This window comes from Pseudomonas gebzensis, assembly GCF_034427815.1.
GTDB lineage: Bacteria > Pseudomonadota > Gammaproteobacteria > Pseudomonadales > Pseudomonadaceae > Aquipseudomonas.
Genome location: NZ_JAXQNS010000002.1, coordinates 1 through 21888 on the forward strand (window position 1 = coordinate 1; position 21888 = coordinate 21888).

The 21888-nt window shown below is 62.0% G+C and carries 14 protein-coding genes; 5 read left to right on the forward strand and 9 right to left on the reverse strand.

Going from position 1 to position 21888, the window contains the following annotated elements:
- Positions 1 to 4: 4 nt before the first annotated feature.
- The 8 genes from SJI00_RS04060 to SJI00_RS04095 all read right to left on the reverse strand — a co-directional run bounded on the left by SJI00_RS04060 (position 5) and on the right by SJI00_RS04095 (position 9105).
- The gene (locus tag SJI00_RS04060; protein ID WP_322460471.1) at positions 5 to 268 is read right to left on the reverse strand and encodes a hypothetical protein; all 264 of its coding nucleotides are present in this window, start codon (positions 266 to 268) and stop codon (positions 5 to 7) included.
- A gap of 122 nt (positions 269 to 390) precedes the next feature.
- A complete protein-coding gene (locus SJI00_RS04065) occupies positions 391 to 693 on the reverse strand; it encodes a helix-turn-helix domain-containing protein (protein WP_322460472.1) in 303 nt (100 codons plus the stop codon).
- Between the two features lie 275 nt (positions 694 to 968).
- The gene (locus tag SJI00_RS04070; protein ID WP_322460473.1) at positions 969 to 1511 is read right to left on the reverse strand and encodes a BRO-N domain-containing protein; all 543 of its coding nucleotides are present in this window, start codon (positions 1509 to 1511) and stop codon (positions 969 to 971) included.
- Between the two features lie 233 nt (positions 1512 to 1744).
- Positions 1745 to 2995 (reverse strand): ribonucleotide-diphosphate reductase subunit beta, encoded by a 1251-nt coding sequence (locus SJI00_RS04075; RefSeq protein WP_322460474.1) that lies wholly within the window; start codon positions 2993 to 2995, stop codon positions 1745 to 1747.
- 351 nt (positions 2996 to 3346) lie between these two features.
- On the reverse strand, positions 3347 to 6226 hold the full coding sequence (locus tag SJI00_RS04080; RefSeq protein WP_322460475.1) for a ribonucleoside-diphosphate reductase subunit alpha: 2880 nt from the start codon (positions 6224 to 6226) through the stop codon (positions 3347 to 3349).
- Positions 6227 to 6846: 620 nt separating this feature from the next.
- On the reverse strand, positions 6847 to 7548 hold the full coding sequence (locus SJI00_RS04085) for a 4'-phosphopantetheinyl transferase family protein (protein WP_322460476.1): 702 nt from the start codon (positions 7546 to 7548) through the stop codon (positions 6847 to 6849).
- 106 nt (positions 7549 to 7654) lie between these two features.
- A complete protein-coding gene (locus tag SJI00_RS04090) occupies positions 7655 to 8125 on the reverse strand; it encodes a MaoC family dehydratase (RefSeq protein WP_312936237.1) in 471 nt (156 codons plus the stop codon).
- Between the two features lie 35 nt (positions 8126 to 8160).
- The gene (locus SJI00_RS04095) at positions 8161 to 9105 is read right to left on the reverse strand and encodes an alpha/beta hydrolase (protein WP_322460477.1); all 945 of its coding nucleotides are present in this window, start codon (positions 9103 to 9105) and stop codon (positions 8161 to 8163) included.
- 214 nt (positions 9106 to 9319) lie between these two features.
- Here SJI00_RS04095 and fadD2 point away from each other — a divergent pair, with 214 nt between their 5' ends.
- The 4 genes from fadD2 (at position 9320) to SJI00_RS04115 (ending at position 18522) form a co-directional block, all read left to right on the forward strand.
- Positions 9320 to 11008 (forward strand): long-chain-fatty-acid--CoA ligase FadD2, encoded by a 1689-nt coding sequence (gene fadD2 / locus SJI00_RS04100; RefSeq protein WP_322460478.1) that lies wholly within the window; start codon positions 9320 to 9322, stop codon positions 11006 to 11008.
- 280 nt (positions 11009 to 11288) lie between these two features.
- A complete protein-coding gene (gene fadD1 / locus SJI00_RS04105) occupies positions 11289 to 12986 on the forward strand; it encodes a long-chain-fatty-acid--CoA ligase FadD1 (protein ID WP_322460479.1) in 1698 nt (565 codons plus the stop codon).
- A gap of 220 nt (positions 12987 to 13206) precedes the next feature.
- The gene (hrpA, locus tag SJI00_RS04110; protein WP_322460480.1) at positions 13207 to 17112 is read left to right on the forward strand and encodes an ATP-dependent RNA helicase HrpA; all 3906 of its coding nucleotides are present in this window, start codon (positions 13207 to 13209) and stop codon (positions 17110 to 17112) included.
- Between the two features lie 288 nt (positions 17113 to 17400).
- Positions 17401 to 18522 carry a beta-ketoacyl-ACP synthase III gene (locus SJI00_RS04115; RefSeq protein WP_322460481.1) on the forward strand — a complete coding sequence of 374 codons (1122 nt, stop codon included), beginning with the start codon at positions 17401 to 17403 and terminating at the stop codon, positions 18520 to 18522.
- Positions 18523 to 19252: 730 nt separating this feature from the next.
- Here SJI00_RS04115 and SJI00_RS04120 read toward each other — a convergent pair.
- The gene (locus SJI00_RS04120; RefSeq protein WP_322460482.1) at positions 19253 to 20497 is read right to left on the reverse strand and encodes a putative porin; all 1245 of its coding nucleotides are present in this window, start codon (positions 20495 to 20497) and stop codon (positions 19253 to 19255) included.
- A gap of 256 nt (positions 20498 to 20753) precedes the next feature.
- Between SJI00_RS04120 and SJI00_RS04125 the strand changes: the two genes are divergently transcribed.
- The gene (locus SJI00_RS04125; RefSeq protein ID WP_322460483.1) at positions 20754 to 21884 is read left to right on the forward strand and encodes a GNAT family N-acetyltransferase; all 1131 of its coding nucleotides are present in this window, start codon (positions 20754 to 20756) and stop codon (positions 21882 to 21884) included.
- Positions 21885 to 21888: the final 4 nt, after the last annotated feature.

The following is a 21888-nucleotide window of genomic DNA, read 5'->3' on the forward strand; positions in this document are numbered from 1 at the left end:
TAGCTTAGGCGCGCCCATTGAATTTCCGCACGCCGAAGCGCTGGCCCATCGTCACCTTCATGCTCGGCTTGGCCTCCGCCAGCACTTCAACGCGCCCATCCGCGTGCGTGGCGATAAAACGGTTTTGCTCGATTGTGACCACTGTATGTCCAGCCGCTAGCGCTTGAAAATACGCAAGCCGAGTCGCCGCAGCGGCCATTGCCGGAATCTGATTTTCCAGGTTTTCGAGGGTCTCGTCGCTAAGAGGTGTTTGATGTAGGGATGTCATCTGGCGTCCTGTCTTATCAGGCGAGAATATTCATTGGGTGACTGTAGTGCGCTTTGCACCGGATTTGGAGGCAGCAGAAGGGCCAGCCTGTGCCTAGACATTACAAGTTTCACCGCTTCTGATCAAAAGTCTTCTTCGGTCACTTTTCTAAGCCGCACCCTATGTTCAGTGGCAAATGATGCGGGGGAGGACATGGGCACATCTTGGAATATCTCATTGAGTAAACCGAGGTACCACAGCGCAATCATGTAGCTGCGCATCTCCACAGTCGGTGCGCCAGCCTCTATTTTGGCCAGTGTGGTAACGGATAAGCCGCATTGCGCGGAGAGGTCTTTCTGGCGAATTTTGCGTTCCAAGCGCCTGGTTTTGGCCAGAAGGCCTATTTTCATTAGCCTGTCGGAACAAGCTAGGGGAAATACAGTCATTTTAAGGCCTGCTTAAACACGTCTTATGAGTGATAAGAGTGACTATAGCAGCTCTTACGCACACTCGAAAACGCACCTCATGAGCGTTCAATTCCCTTTTTCACAGCATCATGAAGGCTCTGCCTAGCCCACACCCGTTCCGCGATCAGATCAAGCTTCACATCCGGTTTTGAAAGACTGACGGGATGGACCGTCTCGCCTCATCCCAGCTAGCAGTCCTGCATACAATCGGGCCGCTTCGCGACCCGATCCTGAGGTGATTTGAGTCGTACGGCTCATCGACCCACAGTTGTTGAAAATCTCAGCGCCTGACACGCACGTGCTAGCCAACGCATAGTTGACTGGCTTGAAAACCCTGCTCGGTCTTCAACGGCCATGAGCCTAGGCATGTCTCTGATGCGCATCCAGGGTTCACTACGCCAGTACAACAAGCTCGTCATATCACCGCCCGGCCAGGTCATCGAATCAAGGCGAGGCGAGTGCCCAGCGTTATCGAGCGTCTGACTACGCAGCGTCTCGACTACCTCGTGGGTGAGCCAGCGACGGAGGCTGCGATTTTCGGGAATGTAGTGATGCGCAAGTAGCGTGTAGGCGCCTGACTCGCTGACCATCGTGGTCTTGCTGCACTGACCATAGCGAAACAGCTGTATGACGCGATGCTGATCAGGATCGAGTTTGCGAATGCAGCGCTCATCGAAGAATCGGCCGGCCATACGGCCCAGTTCGTGGGCACAGAACCAGGCTTGGGCGTCGAGCCAGAGGGTGTGGAGGGGGCGATTGTGGCGGGTGAAGAGCATCCCAGTGGATGGGTTGTCCATATCAGGCCTTCCTGAATCGGAGAGCCGCTGCTAACGGGAACGGAGTACCGCTATGTAGGCGTTCTTAAGCGCCCGGCGACATTCTCTCGATGCTTGACGCCAGACAATGACTTGCGTGGAGGAGGCTGCCGAAGTCGATCAGGCTACTGCTATCAACCAATCCCTCGCAACAAGACCTGAGCAACAAAAAAGGCCGCCAAAAATGGCAGCCTTTTCAGATCAAGCTCGAACGATCAATCCCAGCTCAACGCCCCACCGGTCTGATACTCGATCACCCGCGTCTCGAAGAAGTTCTTCTCTTTCTTCAAGTCCATGATCTCGCTCATCCATGGGAACGGGTTGGTCGTCCCTGGGTACTCTTCCTTCAAGCCGATCTGCGTCAGACGACGGTTGGCGATGAACTTGAGGTAATCCTCCATCATCGCCGCGTTCATGCCCAGTACACCGCGCGGCATGGTATCGCGGGCGTATTCGATTTCCAGTTGAGTGCCCTGCAGAATCATCTGCGTGGCTTCGTCTTTCATGGCCGAGTCCCACAGGTGCGGGTTCTCGATCTTGATCTGGTTGATCACGTCGATACCGAAGTTCAGGTGCATCGACTCGTCACGCAGGATGTACTGGAACTGCTCGGCGACGCCGGTCATCTTGTTGCGGCGGCCCATCGAGAGGATCTGGGTGAAGCCGCAGTAGAAGAAGATGCCTTCCAGTACGCAGTAGTAGCCGATCAGGTTGCGCAGCAACTCTTTGTCGTTTTCCGGGGTGCCGGTGTTGAATTCCGGGTCGGAGATGGCGCGGGTGTACTTCAGGCCCCAGGCGGCTTTTTTCGCGACTGAGGGGATCTCGTGGTACATGTTGAAGATCTCGCCTTCATCCATGCCCAGCGACTCGATGCAGTACTGGTACGCGTGGGTGTGGATCGCCTCTTCGAAAGCCTGGCGCAGGATGTACTGGCGGCATTCCGGGTTGGTGATCAGGCGGTACACGGCCAGGGCCAGGTTGTTGGCAACCAGCGAGTCGGCGGTGGAGAAGAAGCCGAGGTTGCGCATGACGATGCGGCGTTCGTCTTCGGTCAGGCCGTCCTGGCTTTTCCACAGGGCGATGTCGGCGGTCATGTTGACCTCTTGCGGCATCCAGTGGTTGGCGCAGCCGTCGAGGTACTTCTGCCAGGCCCAGTCGTACTTGAAGGGCACCAACTGGTTGAGGTCGGCGCGGCAGTTGATCATGCGCTTTTCATCGACCGCGACGCGGGCGGCGGAGCCTTCGAGCTCGGCCAGGCCTTCAGCGATGTCGAGGTCGTTCAGCGAGGCCTTGGCGCGCTTGACGGCGTCGGAGTCGGTCGCGGTAGCGGCGCGGGCTTCTTGAGCGGCGGCGTCACCGGCGCTGTCGAGGCGGTCGAGGTTCGCGGTCGCGGCGGCCTGGGCCGGCGTGGCGGTCTTGGCGACGGCTTCGCCGTCTTCTTTATCGAATTCGTCCCAGCTCAGCATGGTGAATGCTCCTGCTTGAGGGCCCTGTGCAGAGAGGGCCGTTGAAAGGGGATGCGGTTCCTGACCCTTTGTCGGGGTAATGCAGTGCACGCAAATCAGGTAAGCCCGGTGTGGGGCGACCGAGGCGTCTAGGGCCTCGGTTTGTTGTATCGGGTAGCGTTGGTGCAGCGCTGCCGCGAGGGGCGGTGCCGCTGGCCAGGTATCAGTCTCAGGGGGTGCCTGAGAGGGGCGGCTGCTGCGGTTGGGGCTGCTGTGCAGCCCATCGCGGCAATAGCCGCTCCTACATGGAGCGTGTGTGTCGCGGCTGATGCCGTTTCTGCATGGACCACGTTCACAGCGCGGTGTCTGGCCTTATTGGCAAGCCTCGCAATCCGGCTCGTCGATCGCGCAAGCCTTTGGCACGGGCGCGGGGCCGGCTGCCTGGGCTGGGGCGCTGTCGCCGCCGCTGGACACGGCGTTGAGCTTGCCGGTGTTGATGGTCGACTTCTCGGTGCTGGTCGCGGCCAGGGCACGGAGGTAGTAGGTGGTCTTCAAGCCACGGTACCAGGCCATGCGGTAGGTCACATCGAGCTTCTTGCCCGAGGCGCCGGCGATGTACAGGTTCAACGATTGGGCCTGGTCGATCCACTTCTGGCGACGGCTGGCGGCATCGACGATCCACTTGGTGTCGACTTCGAACGCGGTGGCGTAGAGGTCTTTGAGCTCTTGCGGAATGCGCTCGATCTGCTGCACCGAGCCGTCGTAGTACTTGAGGTCGTTGATCATCACCGCGTCCCACAGGCCGCGGGCCTTCAGGTCACGGACCAGGTACGGGTTGATCACGGTGAATTCGCCCGACAGGTTCGATTTCACGTACAGGTTCTGGTAGGTCGGCTCGATGGACTGCGACACGCCGGTGATGTTGGCGATGGTCGCGGTCGGCGCGATGGCCATGATGTTCGAGTTGCGAATACCTTTCTGTACGCGGGCACGGACCGGCGCCCAATCCAGCGATTCTTCGAGGTTGACGTCGATGTACTTGGCGCCACGTGCTTCGATCAGGATCTGTTGCGAGTCCAGCGGCAGGATGCCTTTGGACCACAGCGAACCCTGGAACGTCTCGTAGGCGCCGCGCTCGTCGGCCAGGTCGCAAGAGGCCTGGATGGCGAAGTAGCTGACCGCTTCCATCGACTTGTCGGCGAACTCGACGGCAGCGTCGGAGCCGTAGGCGATGTGCTGCAGGTACAGCGCGTCCTGGAAGCCCATGATGCCCAGGCCTACCGGGCGGTGCTTGAAGTTAGAGTTGCGCGCTTGCGGCACCGAGTAGTAGTTGATGTCGATCACGTTATCGAGCATGCGCACGGCCGTGTTCACGGTGCGTTGCAGCTTGGCGGTGTCGAGCTTGCCGTCGGTGATGTGGTTCGGCAGGTTGATAGAGCCCAGGTTGCAGACTGCGATCTCGTCTTTGTTGGTGTTCAAGGTGATCTCGGTGCACAGGTTGGAGCTGTGTACCACGCCTACGTGCTGCTGCGGCGAGCGCAGGTTGCACGGGTCCTTGAAGGTCAGCCATGGGTGACCGGTTTCGAACAGCATCGACAGCATCTTGCGCCACAGGTCTTTGGCCTGGATGGTCTTGAATACCTTGATCTTGTTGTACTCGGTCAGGGCTTCGTAATACTCGTAGCGCTCTTCGAAAGCCTTGCCGGTCAGGTCGTGCAGGTCAGGCACTTCGTTGGGCGAGAACAGGGTCCACTGGCCGTCGTCGAAGACGCGCTTCATGAACAGGTCAGGAATCCAGTTGGCGGTGTTCATGTCGTGGGTACGACGGCGATCGTCACCGGTGTTCTTGCGCAGCTCGATGAACTCTTCGATGTCCAGGTGCCAGGTTTCCAGGTAGGCGCAGACTGCGCCCTTGCGCTTGCCGCCCTGGTTGACGGCAACGGCGGTGTCGTTGACCACTTTCAGGAAGGGTACGACGCCTTGGGATTTACCGTTGGTGCCCTTGATGTAGGAGCCCAGCGCGCGCACCGGGGTCCAGTCGTTGCCCAGGCCACCGGCGAATTTCGACAGCATGGCGTTGTCGTGGATCGCGTGATAGATGCCCGACAGGTCATCCGGCACGGTGGTCAGGTAGCAGCTCGACAGTTGCGGGCGCAGGGTGCCGGCGTTGAACAGGGTCGGCGTCGAGGCCATGTAGTCGAAGGACGACAGCAGGTTGTAGAACTCGATCGCACGGGCTTCTTTGTCTCGCTCTTCCAATGCCAGGCCCATGGCCACACGCATGAAGAACACCTGCGGCAGCTCGAAACGCACGCCATCCTTGTGGATGAAGTAGCGGTCGTAGAGGGTCTGCAGGCCGAGGTAGGTGAACTGCTGGTCACGCTCGTGATCGATGGCCTGGCCCAGGCGTTCCAGGTCGAAGTCTTTCAGGGCCGGGTTGAGCAGCTCGAATTCCACGCCTTTGGCAACGTAGGCCGGCAGGGCCTTGGCGTACAGCTCGGCCATCTCGTGGTGGGTAGCACTGTCGGCCACCTCAAGGAAGCCCAGGCCTTCGGCGCGCAGGGTGTCCATCAGCAGGCGGGCGGTAACGAACGAGTAGTTCGGCTCGCGCTCGACCAGGGTACGGGCGGTCATCACCAGGGCAGTGTTGACGTCCTTGAGGGCCACGCCGTCGTACAGGTTTTTCAGGGTTTCGCGCTGGATCAGCTCGCCGTCGACTTCGGCCAGGCCTTCGCAGGCTTCGCTGATGATGGTGTTCAGGCGAGCCATGTCCAACGGCGCCTTGCTGCCGTCGGCCAGGGTAATGCGAATGGTCGGGTGAGCCTCGACTACGGTTTCTGCGGTGGCGCGGGTGGCGCGCTCTTTGGCGCGTTGGTCGCGGTAGATCACGTAGTCGCGGGCGACTTTCTGCTCGCCGGCCCGCATCAGGGCCAGTTCGACCTGGTCCTGGATTTCTTCGATGTGGATGGTGCCGCCCGATGGCATACGACGCTTGAAGGTGGCAGTGACCTGCTCGGTCAGGCGCGCGACGGTGTCGTGGATGCGCGACGAGGCAGCAGCGGTGCCACCTTCAACTGCGAGGAACGCCTTGGTGATGGCAACGGTGATCTTGTCATCGGTATAGGCGACGACGGTGCCGTTACGCTTGATCACGCGCAGTTGGCCAGGCGCAGTGGCAGCCAGATCCTGATTGGAATCGGCGCCGTGGGGCTGCGTGGTCTGCGGGTTCTCGCGAGTTGTGTCGGTTTGCATCGGTGGGTGTCTCCACAGTTTCTATAGTGTTCGGGCGCCTTAATGGGCGCCCACCGTTTCTGTCCACGTTCTCGTGCTACCCAAAAAGCCAATGCGGCGCGCGCATCGACCCGTTCGGGCGTGCCGACTTCGGGACAGACTCAGGAATTAGGGGCAAACAAATGCCGCTCCCTGGCCGAAGTCAAAGGTTGCGGGAATGCCCGTAACCCGTTGCCGTCTGATGCCAGGCGCTGCCGTGGCACCTATGACCGACCAGTGCCCTGGCGGGCTGCGTCGATCACCTCTGCAGGAGCGATTTGTCTGCTGAAATCACTTGAAGTTCAGACCGAAAAATCATTTGAAATCGTGTCTGGACTTGTGTTTGCGATTTGCTGCGAAACCCAACATGTAGTGGTTCGCGTGAATTGCGATACAAGATAATGCGGTATCGGGGGGTTTGCAAGGCGAGGTCTGTGGATAACCTTGTGGGTATTTTGTGAGTGAAATATCGGTCTTCGCTGTAGGCCTTGTCCCAAGCAGCTTTGGGCGATTTCGAGGGTCATGGTGCCGCAGCGAAGAAATTTTACGGTTGCTTTTCAGCACATAAATTGCTTGCTACCGCCTGTCCTCTCGCCTGGGCTTCAAACGCTGATCAGGCTCAACAGGTGACCGTTTGCAAGACAAAATTGTCCCTCGACCTCCACGCCGTTGTGCCAGCGCGCCGACAGGTCGGTCAGCAGGCGCAAGCGGGCAAATCCTTCGCCTGACCACTCCAGCACTTCGGCATGCTCGAAGTAGAAACGCTGCCGGGTGAGCGGGTAGAGGGTCTTGAACAGACTTTCCTTGAGCGAAAACGTCAGGGTCACCGTCAGGCCCAGGCACTGGCGGTCCAGGCGCTGCAGTTCGGCAGGCGTGAGGATTTCGCTGGCCAGGCGCTCGGCACGGTCATCCTCGAGCAGGCTTTCCTGATCCAGGCCAATGCCCTGGCAGGCGCCGTCGGCGGCCACCACAGCAGCGGCCCAGCCCTTGCCGTGGGTGATCGAGCCATGAATGCCCGCAGGCCACGTCGGTGCTCGGTCAGCCTGCGTGGCGGGTACATAGAGGCGACCATCCAGCCGCTGCAGGGCGGCGCGGGCGCACACGCGACCGGCAAGGTATTCGGCCTGGCGCTTGGCCACCGACCGTTGCAGAGGCGCGGTGTGCTCAATGCCGGCGCGCTGGAAGTCGTCGCTGGCCAGGCGTGCGGGATCGAACGCACAACTGGCCAGCACCGCACCAGGAATGGGGCGGGGCAATGGCCAGTGGAATTGGATCGGGTCGCAGCAGAGGGGAAGCGTGGTCATACTGGCAATTGTGCCATAGCCGCCAGGGGCGGCTCCAGATGGCTGTCAGCGAGGGCGCTGTGTGCGACCGTGCTGCTCGTGGTGAGCGCGGGCGCGCCGATGCGGCTCAGCCGGCAACGAAATTCGGCGGGGAGACCAGCTCGACGGTCTGCTGTTTGCGCGGCGCGAGAATTTCCGCTTCCCCCTCAACCACCAGCTCATCGTTCTGGTTGTAGACGTTGGTGGCAATGCGCACCTTGAACTTGGGCAGCTTTTCGAGAATTTCCAGGCGTACGGTAAGGGTGTCGCCGATTTTCACCGGTTTCTGGAAACTCATCTTCTGGCCCAGGTAGATGGTGCCAGGGCCTGGCAGCGTGCAGGCTACGGCCGCGCTGATCAGGGCCCCGCTGAACATGCCGTGGGCAATGCGCTCGCGGAACATGCTCTTGGCCGCGAACTCGGCGTCCAGGTGCACAGGGTTGTGATCGCCCGACATGGCGGCGAACAACTGGATGTCACGTTCTTCGACGGATTTCTCGTAGCGGGCGGTCTGGCCGACTTCAAGGGCTTCGTAGGGCGTGTTGCTGACCTGGGTCATCAGGGTTCCTTAACGGGGCGGTCAAAAAAGGTGGATCACTCGTTGCGCGCGGGTCGACCGAGGGCCTGCGCGTGCTCCAGCCAATTGAGTATATCGGCGGTTACCGTTTCGCGATTGATTTCGTTGAGCAGCTCGTGCCGTGCACCGGGGTAGACGCGCAGCGTCACCTGCCGGTGGCCGGTGGCGCGCAGGGCGTGAGCCAGGTGATTGAGACGCTTGCCAGCGCTGACCGGATCACATTCGCCGCCGATCACCAGCATGGGCAAGGTGCGGTCGATCTGCGCCAGGGCATCGCGCCTGCTGATCTGCGCCAGGCCGTGCATCAGGTCGAGCCACAGCTGGTTGCGGCAGCGAAAGCCGCAGAGCGGATCGGCCAGGTAGCGGTCGACTTCCTCAGCGTCGCGGCTGAGCCAGTCGAAGGCCGTGCGGGGCGGCTTGAACGCCTTGTTGAACGCGCCGAACGACAACCGCTCGATCAGCAGGCTTTGGCCCAGCTTGCCCTGGCGCCAGGTCTCCAGGCGCGCGATCAGCGCGGCGGCCCGATACAGTGCCGCTGGCTGGTAGTTCGAGCCGCTGAGGACCGCCCCGCACAGCCTGGCACTGTGCTGCATCAAATAGGCCTGCGCCAGGTAGCTGCCCATGCTATGGCCAAAAATGAACAGCGGCGTAGCGGGAAAGCGTTGGCCGATGTGCCGGTGGAGCAAAGCCAGGTCGTTGAGCACGGTTTGCCAACCGTCGTGCTCGGCGAACAGGCCCAGGGTGCCGGACTCGGCGCTGCGACCGTGGCCGCGCAGATCGCTGGCCAGCAGGGCGTAGCCGGCTTGGTTGAGCGCCTGGCCGAGGCGCTGGTAGCGCCCGGCGTGCTCGGCCATGCCATGGATCAGCAGCACGCACGCTTTGATCGGCGTGGTGGGCAGCCATTGGTGGACGTACAGCGGGCACTGCGTTTCGGTGGGCAGCCAGAAAGCCTCGTGGGGCATGGCGGTTCCTGAAGGACGTCCAGCAGAGTGTATGCGCTGGGGGCGGATTCGTTGCCCGGGGAAAATACGATTCACGATGTTAATGGCCGCAGCCCGCGGGAGTAGGAGGTGCTAACGTCGATGGGATGCCGGTTTCCCTCGGGTAACCGGGTGTCGCGAGGGTCATGCCCTCGCCCTACCGACCGCACAGCGCCAGGCAAAGGAACAATAATAAATGCACGCCGACTTCTGGAATGACAAACGTCCGGCAGGAGTACCCGCCACACTCGACCTCGACGCATACGCCTCTGTAGTCGAGGTATTCGAGCGCTCTTGCAAGCGTTTCGCTGATCGCCCCGCCTACAGCAACCTGGGCGTGACCTTGAGTTACGCCGACCTCGAGCGCCATAGCGCAGCCTTCGCCGCCTGGCTGCAACAGCACACCACACTCAAGCCGGGCGATCGCATCGCGGTGCAGATGCCCAACGTGCTGCAATACCCGATCGCCGTGTTCGGCGCGCTGCGCGCCGGGCTGGTGGTAGTCAATACCAACCCGCTGTATACCGCGCGTGAAATGCGTCACCAGTTTCGTGATGCAGGCGTGCGGGCGCTGGTGTACCTGAACCTGTTCGGGGATCGGGTACAGGAGGTGCATCAAGATGCCGGGCTCGAGTACCTGATCGAAGCCAAGCTGGGTGATTTGCTGCCCGCTGCCAAGGGCTGGCTGATCAACCTGCTGGTCGACAAGGTGAAAAAGAAGGTGCCCGCCTACCACCTGCCCCAGGCCGTTGCCTTCAAGCAAGCGCTGCGCGAGGGGCGCAGCGCCACGCATACGCCGGTGGCGCAAACCCGTGACGACATCGCTGTGCTGCAATACACCGGCGGCACCACCGGCCCGGCCAAGGGCGCCATGCTCACCCATGGCAATCTGATCGCCAACATGCTGCAGGTACTGGCCTGTTTCGCCCAGCACGGGCCCGATGGCCAGCCGATGATCAAGGAAGGGCGCGAGGTCATGATCGCGCCGCTGCCGCTTTACCACATCTATGCCTTCACCGCCAATTGCATGTGCATCATGGTCACGGGCAACCACAACGTGCTGATCAGCAACCCTCGCGACATTCCGGCGTTCATCAAGGAGCTGGGCAAGTGGCGGTTCTCTGCGTTGCTGGGGCTTAATACGTTGTTCGTGGCGTTGATGGACCACCCCGGCTTCAAGTCGCTGGATTTCTCGGCGCTGAAGGTCACCAACTCGGGCGGTACGGCGCTGGTCAAGGCCACGGCCGAACGCTGGGAAAGCCTCACCGGCTGCCGCATCGTCGAGGGCTATGGCCTGACCGAAACTTCGCCGGTGGCCAGCACCAATCCCTATGGCCAGATGGCTCGCCTGGGCACCGTCGGCATGCCGGTGGTCGGTACTGCGTTCAAGGTGATCGACGACGACGGTCACGAGCAACCGCTGGGCTCGCCAGGTGAGCTGTGCATCCAGGGGCCACAGGTGATGAAGGGCTACTGGCAGCAACCCCAGGCCACCGCCGACACCCTCGATGCCGAAGGGTGGCTGAAGACCGGCGACATCGCTGTGATCGACCCGGACGGCTTCACCCGCATCGTCGATCGCAAGAAAGACATGATCATCGTCTCAGGCTTCAACGTGTACCCCAATGAGGTGGAAGAGGTGGTCATGGGCCATCCGCAAGTCGTCAACTGTGCGGCCATCGGCGTGGCCGACGAGCGTACGGGCGAGGCGGTGAAACTGTTCGTGGTGGCCCGTGAGGGTGGGCTGGATGTGGAAAACCTGAAGGCCTACTGCAAAACCCACCTCACCGCCTATAAAGTGCCCCGGCAGATCGTGGTGCGTGAGTCGCTGCCCATGACGCCGGTGGGCAAGATCCTGCGGCGCGAGCTACGCGATCTGGTGTGAAGCCAGGATCGCGCAGGCTTCGAGTCAGCACCAGCGGCGCTGGCTCGGGGCTCACAGCCGCTATCCCGGCAAGGCACAGCACCTTGGATGGGTGTGACCAAAAGTGACATCCTAGTCCTTTTTATGACCGATTGGCCCTTGATCGCATGTGGTCGGCCTTTTGCAAAGCTGGTACTCTCGGCGCGCTTTCGATGATCTGGTTGCAGTCAACCACCATCATTTCCCAATAATAAGCGCATGAACGCGTGAGACTTCGCTGTAGCAAAAGGAGTGGGGCTCCATGATCGAACATTTTTGGAAGGACAAGTATCCGGCCGGCATCGCGGCCGAGATCGATCCTGAAGAATTTCCCAACATCCAGACGGTCCTCAAGCAATCCTGCCAGCGCTTTGCCGACAAACCCGCGTTCAGCAACCTCGGCAAGACCCTGACCTACGGCGAGCTCTATGCCTTGTCTGGCGATTTCGCCGCCTGGCTGCAGCAGCACACCGACCTGCAACCCGGCGACCGCATCGCCGTGCAGTTGCCCAACGTTCTGCAGTACCCCGTGGCCGTGTTCGGCGCGCTGCGCGCCGGGTTGGTCGTGGTCAACACCAACCCGCTGTACACCGCGCGGGAAATGGAGCATCAGTTCAAGGACTCCGGGGCCAAGGCCTTGGTGTGCCTGGCGAACATGGCGCACCTGGCGGAAAAAGTGGTGCCCAAGACCCAGGTCAAGCACGTCATCGTCACCGAAGTGGCCGACCTGCTGCCGCCGATCAAGCGCCTGCTGATCAACAGTGTCATCAAGTACGTGAAGAAGATGGTCCCGGCCTACCACCTGCCCAAGGCCGTGCGCTTCAACGACGCCCTGGCCAAGGGCCGTGGTCAGACCGTGGTAGAGGCCAACCCGGCCTCCAATGATGTGGCCGTGCTGCAATACACCGGTGGCACCACTGGGGTGGCCAAAGGCGCGATGCTCACCCACCGCAATCTGGTCGCCAACATGCTGCAATGCCGCGCCTTGATGGGGGCCAACCTCAAGGAAGGTTGCGAGATCCTCATCACGCCGCTGCCGCTGTACCACATCTATGCGTTCACCTTCCATTGCATGGCCATGATGCTGATCGGCAACCACAACGTGCTGATCAGCAACCCGCGCGATCTGCCGGCCATGGTCAAGGAGCTGCGCAAATGGAAGTTCAGCGGCTTCGTGGGCCTGAACACGCTGTTCGTCGCGCTGTGCAACAGCGAGGCGTTCCGCGCCCTGGATTTCTCGGCGCTGAAGATCACCCTCTCGGGCGGCATGGCCTTGCAGCTGAGCGTTGCCGAGCGCTGGAAGGCCGTTACCGGCTGCGCCATCTGCGAAGGCTACGGCATGACCGAAACCAGCCCGGTGGCGGCGGTCAATCCGGCAGAGAACAATCAGGTGGGCACGATCGGCATTCCAGTGCCTTCCACCTTGTGCAAGATCATCGATGACAGCGGCGCCGAGCTGCCGTTGGGCGAGGTCGGAGAGTTGTGCGTCAAGGGCCCGCAGGTGATGAAAGGCTACTGGCAGCGCGATGAGGCCACTGCGGAAATCCTCGACAGCGAGGGTTGGCTGAAAACGGGCGACATCGCCCTGATCCAGCTCGACGGCTACATGCGCATCGTCGATCGCAAGAAAGACATGATCCTGGTCTCAGGCTTCAACGTGTACCCCAATGAGCTCGAAGACGTCATGGCCGGTTTGCCAGGGGTGGTGCAATGCGCTGCGATCGGTATTCCGGACGAGAAATCGGGTGAGGTGATCAAGGTGTTCCTGGTGCTCAAGCCCGGCATGACCCTCACCAAGGAGCAGGTGATGGAGCATATGCGCGCCAACCTCACCGGCTACAAGGTGCCGCGGCATATCGAATTCCGCGACTCGCTGCCCACCACCAATGTGGGCAAGATCCTGCGCCGCGAGCTGCGCGATGAGGAACTGAAGAAACTGGGCGTGAAGAAAAGCGCCTGATCGCTCGACCCTTCGGCCGATTCACTCGCCTGGCAGGTCTCGAACCTGCGCGGGTGGATCGGAGCGCCGAACCGCTCTATCGCCTCCCGCACCTGCTGACCCCGCCCACGCCCTCCGTTCTTGCCTGCGCTGTGCCGAACAGGCATAAATCTGCGACAATCGCGCGCTTATGAATGCCGATCATGCCCCAGCAGGCCAGGCCTGCCGCCTCCCGAGACCCATGACAGATCACGCCATCGACCAGTTGCTGAACAACCTCGACCACGCCATGATTGCCGACCGCCACCGCTTGCGTCGGCAGTTGCACGACCTGCGCAAGCGCCCGGATGAAGCACGCTTGGCGCAGTGGGTGGAGAAGGTCCAGGCCTCCTGTGCCCAGGTCGTCGCCCGCGAGCAGAGCGTGCCCGTCATCCGTTATGACGACAGCCTGCCCATCGCCGCCAAGCGCGAGGACATCAAGAAGGCGCTGGCCGAGCACCAGGTGCTGGTGATTGCCGGCGAAACCGGTTCCGGCAAGACCACTCAGCTGCCAAAGATCTGTCTGGAACTGGGACGCGGTCGGCATGGCCAGATCGCCCACACCCAGCCACGGCGAATCGCGGCGCGCAGCGTGGCCGCGCGGGTCGCCGAAGAGGTGGGCACGCCCTTGGGCGGGCTGGTGGGCTATCAGGTGCGCTTCGAAGACCAGAGCGACGCCAATACCCTGGTCAAGCTGATGACCGACGGCATCCTGCTGGCCGAAACCCAGCATGACCGCCTGCTCGAACGCTACGACACGATCATCGTCGACGAAGCCCACGAGCGCAGCCTGAACATCGACTTCCTGCTCGGCTACCTGAAAACGCTGTTGCATCGGCGCCCCGAGCTGAAGCTGATCATCACGTCGGCCACCATTGACCTGGAGCGCTTTTCCAAGCACTTCGACGACGCGCCGATCATCGAGGTGTCCGGGCGTACCTTTCCGGTGGACACCTGGTACCGGCCGCTGACCCGCGAGCAGGACGAAGAGGGCAATGCGCTGGACGACGACCTCACCGTCGACCAAGCCATCCTCGCGGCGCTGGACGAAATCGCCGCGCACGAGCGTGGCGAGCGCAAAGGCCCGGGCGACGTGCTGGTGTTCCTGCCGGGCGAGCGGGAAATTCGTGACGCCGCCGAGATGCTGCGCAAGGCGCAACTGCGCCACACCGAGATTCTGCCGCTGTATGCACGCTTGTCGCCAGCCGAGCAGCAGCGGATTTTCCAGTCACACCCAGGGCGGCGCGTGGTGCTGGCCACCAACGTGGCGGAAACCTCGCTGACGGTGCCCGGCATTCGCTACGTGATCGACTGTGGCACCGCACGCATCAGCCGCTACAGCTACCGCGCCAAGGTGCAGCGCCTGCCTATCGAAGCGGTGTCGCAGGCCAGCGCCAACCAGCGTAAAGGCCGTTGTGGCCGGGTCGAGCCGGGTATCTGCATTCGGCTCTACAGCGAAGAGGATTTCAACGGCCGGCCGGCCTTCACAGACCCCGAGATTCTGCGCACCAACCTGGCCGCAGTGATCCTGCAGATGCTGCACCTGCGCCTGGGCAAGATCGACGCATTCCCGTTCATCGAACCGCCCGATGGCAAGGCCATCACCGACGGTTTCAACCTGTTGCAAGAGCTGTCAGCCGTTAACCGCGAGAACCAGCTCACGCCATTGGGCCGCCAACTGGCGCGCTTGCCGATCGACCCGCGGCTGGGCCGCATGCTGCTTGAGGGCGCGCGCCAGGGCAGCCTGCAGGAAGTGTTGATCGTGGCCAGTGCGTTGTCGGTACAAGACCCGCGCGAGCGCCCGCCCGAGCGTCAGCAGGCCGCCGATCAGGCGCACGCGCAGTGGAAGGACGCCGATTCGGACTTCGCCGCGCTGGTCAACCTGTGGCGCGGCTTTGAAGAGCAGCGCCAGGCGCTGACGGCCAGCCCGCTGCGCGCCTGGTGCCGCAAACAGTTCCTCAACTACCTGCGCTTGCGCGAGTGGCGCGATTCGCATCGCCAGCTCGCGCTGATCTGCCGTGATCTGCAGCTGACGGTGAACAAGGACCCGGCTGATTTTGCGCGCATGCACAAGGCGATTCTCAGCGGCCTGCTCAGCCAGATCGGGCAGAAGGCCGAAGAGGGCGATTACCAAGGCGCGCGGCAGCGGCGCTTTTGGGTGCATCCATCGTCCGGAATCGGTCGCAAACGTCCGCAGTGGATCATGGCCGCCGAGTTGGTCGAAACCACCAAGCTGTACGCGCGCATGGTGGCGAAGATCGAGCCGGACTGGATCGAGCCACTGGCCGGGCACCTGATCAAGAAGAACCACTTCGAGCCGCACTGGGAAAAGAAGCGCGGGCAGGTGGTGGCGTTCGAGCAAATCACTCTGTACGGGCTGATCGTGGTGGGGCGCCGGCCGGTGCATTTCGGGCCGATCGATCCTGTGGTCTCGCGCGAGCTGTTTATTCGTGAAGGCTTGGTGGGCGGCGAAATTCAGTCCCGGGCCAAATGCCTGACGGCGAACAAACGCTTGCTCGAACAGCTCGATGAGCTCGAAGCCAAGGCCCGCCGTCGCGACATTCTCGCCGATGAGGAAACCCTGTACGGCTTCTACGAAGCGCGCCTGCCGGCAGAGATTCACCAGACCGCCACCTTCGACGCCTGGTACCGCATGACCAGCCAGCAGCAGCCTGATCTGCTGATCATGCGCGAGGAGGACGTGCTGGCCCGCGAAGCCAGCGAAGTCACCGCCGCGCAATACCCCGACAGCCTGAAGGTGGGCGACTTGCGCCTGCCGCTGACCTATCACTTCGAGCCCAACCATCCTCGTGACGGTGTGACCGTGCGGGTCCCGGCGCCGCTGTTGCCGAGCCTGCCGGGCGATCGCCTGGAGTGGCTGGTACCTGGCCTGCTGGAGGCCAAGTGCGTGGCCCTGGTGCGTAACCTGCCCAAAGCGCTGCGCAAGAACTTTGTGCCAGTGCCGGATTTCGTCAAGGCCGCCCTGGCGCGGTTGAGCTTTGGCCAAGGCGCCTTGCCCCAGACACTAGGCCAGGAGCTGTTGCGCATGACCGGGGCGCGGGTCTCGGACGAGGCCTGGGCCGAGTCCGTGGCGCTGGTCGAAGGCCACCTGCGGATGAACATCGAGGTGGTCGATGGTCAGGGCAAGTTCCTCGGCGAAGGCCGCGACCTGGCCGCGCTGACTGCCCGCTTTGCAGCGGCGAGCCAGGCGGCGCTGGCCTTGCCGCGTACCGACAAAGCCGAGCAACCGGTGCAGGCCAAGGCCTTCGCTCAAGTGGCGCAGACCACCCAGCAGAAGATCGCCGGGCTGTCACTGACCGTGTACCCGGCCCTGGTCGAAGACAACGGCACCGTGCGCGAAGGCCGTTTCTCGACCTCGGCCGAAGCACAGTTCCAGCATCGGCGTGCCCTGCAACGCCTGTTGTTGCAGCAGTTGGCCGAGCCCGCCAAGTTCCTGCGTGGCAAATTGCCGGGGCTGACCGAGCTGGGGCTGTTGTACCGCGAGTTGGGGCGCCTGGATGCGCTGGTGGAAGACATTCTGCTGGCCAGCCTCGACAGCTGCATTCTGGAGGGTGAAACCGACCTGCCACGCGAGGGCGCCGCGCTGGCCTCACTGGCCGAGCGCAAGCGCGGCGGCTGGGCCGAGCACGCCGAGCGCCTGGCCCGGCAGACATTGGACGTGCTGAAGCTCTGGCACGGGCTGCAGAAGCGCTTCAAGGGCAAGATCGACCTCAGCCAGGCGGTGTCGCTCAATGACATCCGCCAGCAACTGAGCAACCTGGTGTATCCAGGTTTCGTGCGTGAAACGCCAGGAGCCTGGTTCAAGGAGCTACCGCGCTACCTCAAGGCCATTGAACTGCGCCTGGAAAAGCTCGGCGCCCAGGTGCAGAAAGACCGCGTCTGGAGTGGCGAACTGAGTAGCCTGTGGGCGCAGTACAAGGCCCGCGCCGACAAGCACGCCCAAGAGGGCAAGCGCGATGAGCAACTGGTCCAGTACCGCTGGTGGCTGGAAGAATACCGAGTGTCGTTGTTTGCTCAGCAGCTGAGCACCAAAGTGCCGATTTCCGACAAGCGCCTGGGTAAGCAATGGACCCAGGTCGAAGGTTGATCCCGGCAATTTATGGCAGACTGAGGACAGTTTTCGCTTGAACGGATACCCCCGGTTTCACTGTGTGGCTGTTCACTGAATCGATCGGCACTGCGCTGCAGTGTTTGGCGTCTGAGCCAAGCATCAGGACTGCAAGACAGGCCCACTCGATGCACCTTTATTTGGGGTGCACGGCATCACGATTGCCCGGGCGTATCACGGTTTACAGTTGGCACCACCGTGCCAGCATCCTGGCGTGTTTCGCGTCGGCCCTACGTCGGGTGCCGGCCATAGATCAGAGGAACGACCGTGCATAACGTCGTAATCAGCGGCACCGGCCTGTACACCCCGGCCCAGAGCATTTCCAACGAAGAACTGGTGGAATCCTTCAACGCCTGGGTGCAGCAGGCCAATCGCGAGCAGGCCGAGGCCATCGAGCGCGGCGAGGTCGAGCCGTGGGGTGAATCCAACGCGGCCTTCATCGAGAAGGCGTCGGGCATCAAGAGCCGGTATGTCATGGACAAGGCCGGGATTCTCGATCCGCAGCGCATGAAGCCAAACCTGCCCGAGCGCAGCAACGACGAGCCCTCGGTGCTTTGCCAGATGGCCGTGGCTGCCGCCAGGCAGGCCCTCGAACGTGCCGGGCGCACCGCCGCCGATGTCGATGGCGTGATCATCGCCTGTTCCAACCTGCAACGGCCGTATCCGGCCATCGCCATTGAAGTCCAGGATGCCTTGGGCGTTCAGGGTTTTGCCTTCGACATGAACGTGGCCTGTTCCTCGGCCACCTTCGGCATCCAGACCGCCGCCAATAGCGTGCAGCTGGGTCAGGCCCGCGCGGTGCTGGTGGTCAATCCGGAGGTGTGCACCGGCCACCTCAATTTCCGTGACCGCGACAGCCACTTCATCTTCGGTGATGCCGCCACGGCGGTATTGATCGAGCGTCAGGATCAAGCCACCTCGCCGCACCAGTTCGACATCGTCAGCACCCGCCTGCTGACCCAGTTCTCCAACAACATCCGCAACAATTTCGGCTTCCTCAACCGCGCAGCTGAAGACCACGCCGCCGATGCCGACAAGCTGTTCGTGCAGGAAGGGCGCAAGGTGTTCCGCGAGGTGTGTCCGATGGTGGCCGAACTGATTGCTCAGCACCTGGGTGACAACGGCATGCAGCCCAGTGACGTGCAGCGCTTCTGGCTGCACCAGGCCAACCTCAGCATGAATCATCTGATCGTCAAGAAGCTGCTGGGCCGTGAGGTGAGTGAAGCCGAGGCGCCGGTAATCCTTGACCGTTATGCCAACACCAGCTCGGCTGGCTCGGTCATTGCTTTCCATCTGTATCAGGATGACCTGCAGCCGGGTGCGTTGGGTGTGCTCAGCTCGTTCGGTGCGGGCTATTCGATTGGTAGTGTGTTGTTGCGCAAACGTTGAGCGCTTCGGCGGGTGGAGGCGTGCGGTTAGGCTCAGGCAGGGGCTGCCGGTTTTTGCCCGCTGATCGGTGTTGCCTTGGTTGGGCCGGCTTCGCTGGCCATCGCGACTGACCGGAGCGCCGGACCGGCCGCTTCTACAGAATGGGCTGCAGTCGCAACCAACAGAGTGGGCTGGAATGGCAGCAATTTGGCTTGAGCCGCAGCCGTTTGGCTCGGGCCGCAGCCTTTTGCAGGAGCGAGCTCGCTCGCGAAAAAGGCCCAGGCACCGCGCTGCGTCAGACGTTCTCGTAATCGTTGCCGCCCATCGCGAGCAAGCTCGCTCCTGTACGGACCGCGTTGCCTTGCGCGATGCGGTTATGGATAGGAGACCGTATGCTGCCGACGTAGACCTGATCTGGCCCTTTGTCAGCCCTTCATGAAAGGCAGTTGGCTCCTACCTAGACCTCATCCTTTCTGCAGAACTGGCGAGACCGCTACCCAAAGCGCCCAGTGTGAGCCGTTGCCGTTGCCGTTGCCGTTGCCGTTGCCGTTGCCGTTGCCGTTGCTCTTCTTATCTGAACACCCCAGGCAACCCAAGTCCCTCGTCTGAATCCCCAAAACCCAAGCCCACTACTCAAAAAAACCTAGCAGCAGCCACCCCACGCGACCGGTAAAACAACCCAGCAAAAAAACGGGAAGCGCCGGATGGAACCGGCGCTTCCCGCTGTCGTACCGCGAGGGTGCTACGAACCTTAGAACTTCGCTTCCAGATCGACCTGCAGCGTGTCGACGCTGGCGTTGCTGTTGGGCAGGTTGGAGTAGTCGGTCTTGGCCATCAGGTAGGCCGCGCCGAGGGAGAAGTTCTTGTCGATCTCGTAGCCAACCTTGACCTTGTGACCGCGCGAGCCGGTGAAGCCGTTGCCGAAGTCCGAGTCAGTGAAGGCGCTGACCACACCGTTACGCTGCACGTCGCGGTAGTTGTAGTCCAGGCTCCAGGCGCCGAGCTTGGTCTTTACGCCGGTCAGCCAGGCTTGGTCCTTGCCGTCGGTGCTTTCGGTGTTCTTCACGTACTGGCCGTAGGCTGACAGCGGGATGGCGAGGCCGGTGTAGTCCACTTGGCCAAAGCCTTCGACCAGCTGGAATTCATCGGTGGTGTTGCCCAACGCGCGCAGGAAGGCGGACGGTTTGTCGTTGTCGAAGGCGAACAGGCTGGCGCCCACGGTGAACTTCAGCGTGTCAGTGGCGGCGAACTTGGTGCCCAGCTGCGCGTGGTACAGCTGCGCGTCGTGCTTGAACTGCACGCCGTCGCCATCGACGTTGTCCTTGAGGGTGTAGTGACCGGCACTGCCGAATACTTCGGCACTGCCGACGTTGTGCTTGTAGGTCACGGCCACGCCTTCGGGGTTCAGGTCGCTGTCCCAGATGATGTCGCCCATGCTCACCCATTGCTGAGGCATCTTGCCGCCGACCAGGTGCAGGTTGGGGATACCGGTGGGGTGCCAGTCGAGGTAGGCCAAGTCGACCCACAGGGATTTCTTCTCGAAGTAGTTGTCCAGGCTCTGGTTGGTCGAGCGGCCATCGGCGCTGCTGCCGGTGGCGATGCGCACGCCAGCGTCGACCTGCGGGTTGATCTCGCTGTAGAAACCGACGCGGGCACGCACGCGCTCGCGGTCCTGGTTGTTGCTGCGGCTGATCGGGTTGTCGACGTTGACGTCTTCATAGCGCAGACGCACGTCGCCCTTGACCTGGGTCTTGGCGGCCCAGGCGACTTTCTGTTCGAAGGAGCTGGCGCGTTCGACCTGGGCTTTCTGCGCGGCTTTTTCCTTGTTTTCGGTGGCGAGATCCGCTTGCAGTTCGCTGTACTGCGCCTGATTGATCGAGCCATTGGCCCGCAGCATTTCGAGCAGCTTGGCGTCGACGGCAGCACTGGCCGGAGTGCTCAGGGCCAGCAGCAGGCCGGTCAGGCTGACTCCGGTAAGTGTAGAAACAACGCGCATACAGTTCTCCCGTTGGAAAGTGTGGGGAGGCTCAAGCGCCTACCCCCATCAAAGTTGGCAGTTACCGGAAAGGCCCTGAATAGACAGGTTTCTCGAGTTCCGGAAAACAGGCGCAAGTATTGCGGGGGGGTATTACAGAATCGTGTCTGAATGATGGCGCTGCGGTTAAGAGAGCGATTGAAGGTTTGAGTCAGGGTGGGTTGTTCCGTGATACTGCTGAAACTTCCTACATGCATTTCCCACATGAGTAGTCGCCGTGATCAGCCTGCACAGCCTTGCCCACTTGCACGACCTGCCCGCGAGTACCTGGGATGCATGGGTGCCGCCTGACCAACCCTTTCTGCGGCATGCCTTTCTCAGCGCCCTGGAAGACAGCGCCAGCGTTTGCCGGCAGACCGGCTGGGCCGCCGAGCACCTGGTGCTGGAGCGTGACGGCGAGGTCTGCGCGCTGCTGCCGGCGTATCGCAAGTGGCATTCGTTCGGCGAATACGTGTTCGACCACGGCTGGGCCGAGGCCTGCGAGCGTGCCGGCATCGCCTATTACCCCAAGCTGCTCGGCGCCGTGCCGTTCAGCCCGGTGACCGGGCCGCGGCTGATGAGCCGAACCCCCGAGGACGGCCAGCTGCTGCTACAGGCTTTGCCGGAGTACCTGAACAAAGGCCAGCTATCGAGTGCCCACCTCAACTTCACCGAGCCGGCCCTGGATCGGCTCATGGGCGCGCAATCCCGCTGGCTGGAGCGGCTGGGCTGCCAGTTCCACTGGCGCAACCGTGGCTACCGGGATTTTCAGGATTTCCTCGACACCCTGAGCTCACGCAAGCGCAAGCAGATGCGCAAGGAGCGCGAGCAGGTGGCGGGGCAGGGCATCGCCTTCGAGCGCTTCACAGGCTCCGAGCTGACGCAGGTGCAATGGGACTTCATCTACCACTGCTACGCCAACACGTACACCGTGCGCGGCCGCGCCCCTTATCTGACCCGTGAATTCTTCAGCCTGATCGCCGAGCGCATGCCCGAGGCCATTCACGTGACCATCGCTCGCCAGGGCAGCCGCGATGTGGCCATGGCCCTGAGCCTGCTGGGTGATGAAACGCTTTACGGTCGTTACTGGGGCTGCCTGGACGAGTTCGACCGGCTGCATTTCGAGACCTGTTTCTACCAGGGCATGGAGTTCGCCATCGAGAAGGGCATCCACCGCTTCGACGCCGGTGCTCAGGGTGAGCACAAGCTGATCCGCGGCTTCGAGCCGGTGATCACGCGGTCGTGGCATTACCTGTTGCATCCCGGCTTGCACAACGCCGTGGAGAACTTTCTAAAGGAAGAGCGGGAAGGGGTGCTGGGGTATGCCGAACAAGCGCGAACACTATTGCCCTACCGCAAACCGGGGTAGGAAC

Bases quoted from the DNA above. Each gene is read 5' to 3' on its own strand.
- SJI00_RS04060 (WP_322460471.1), bottom strand. From the start codon at position 268: ATGACATCCCTACATCAAACACCTCTTAGCGACGAGACCCTCGAAAAC.
- SJI00_RS04065 (WP_322460472.1), bottom strand. From the start codon at position 693: ATGACTGTATTTCCCCTAGCTTGTTCCGACAGGCTAATGAAAATAGGC.
- SJI00_RS04070 (WP_322460473.1), bottom strand. From the start codon at position 1,511: ATGGACAACCCATCCACTGGGATGCTCTTCACCCGCCACAATCGCCCC.
- SJI00_RS04075 (WP_322460474.1), bottom strand. From the start codon at position 2,995: ATGCTGAGCTGGGACGAATTCGATAAAGAAGACGGCGAAGCCGTCGCC.
- SJI00_RS04080 (WP_322460475.1), bottom strand. From the start codon at position 6,226: ATGCAAACCGACACAACTCGCGAGAACCCGCAGACCACGCAGCCCCAC.
- SJI00_RS04085 (WP_322460476.1), bottom strand. From the start codon at position 7,548: ATGACCACGCTTCCCCTCTGCTGCGACCCGATCCAATTCCACTGGCCA.
- SJI00_RS04090 (WP_312936237.1), bottom strand. From the start codon at position 8,125: ATGACCCAGGTCAGCAACACGCCCTACGAAGCCCTTGAAGTCGGCCAG.
- SJI00_RS04095 (WP_322460477.1), bottom strand. From the start codon at position 9,105: ATGCCCCACGAGGCTTTCTGGCTGCCCACCGAAACGCAGTGCCCGCTG.
- fadD2 (WP_322460478.1), top strand. From the start codon at position 9,320: ATGCACGCCGACTTCTGGAATGACAAACGTCCGGCAGGAGTACCCGCC.
- fadD1 (WP_322460479.1), top strand. From the start codon at position 11,289: ATGATCGAACATTTTTGGAAGGACAAGTATCCGGCCGGCATCGCGGCC.
- hrpA (WP_322460480.1), top strand. From the start codon at position 13,207: ATGACAGATCACGCCATCGACCAGTTGCTGAACAACCTCGACCACGCC.
- SJI00_RS04120 (WP_322460482.1), bottom strand. From the start codon at position 20,497: ATGCGCGTTGTTTCTACACTTACCGGAGTCAGCCTGACCGGCCTGCTG.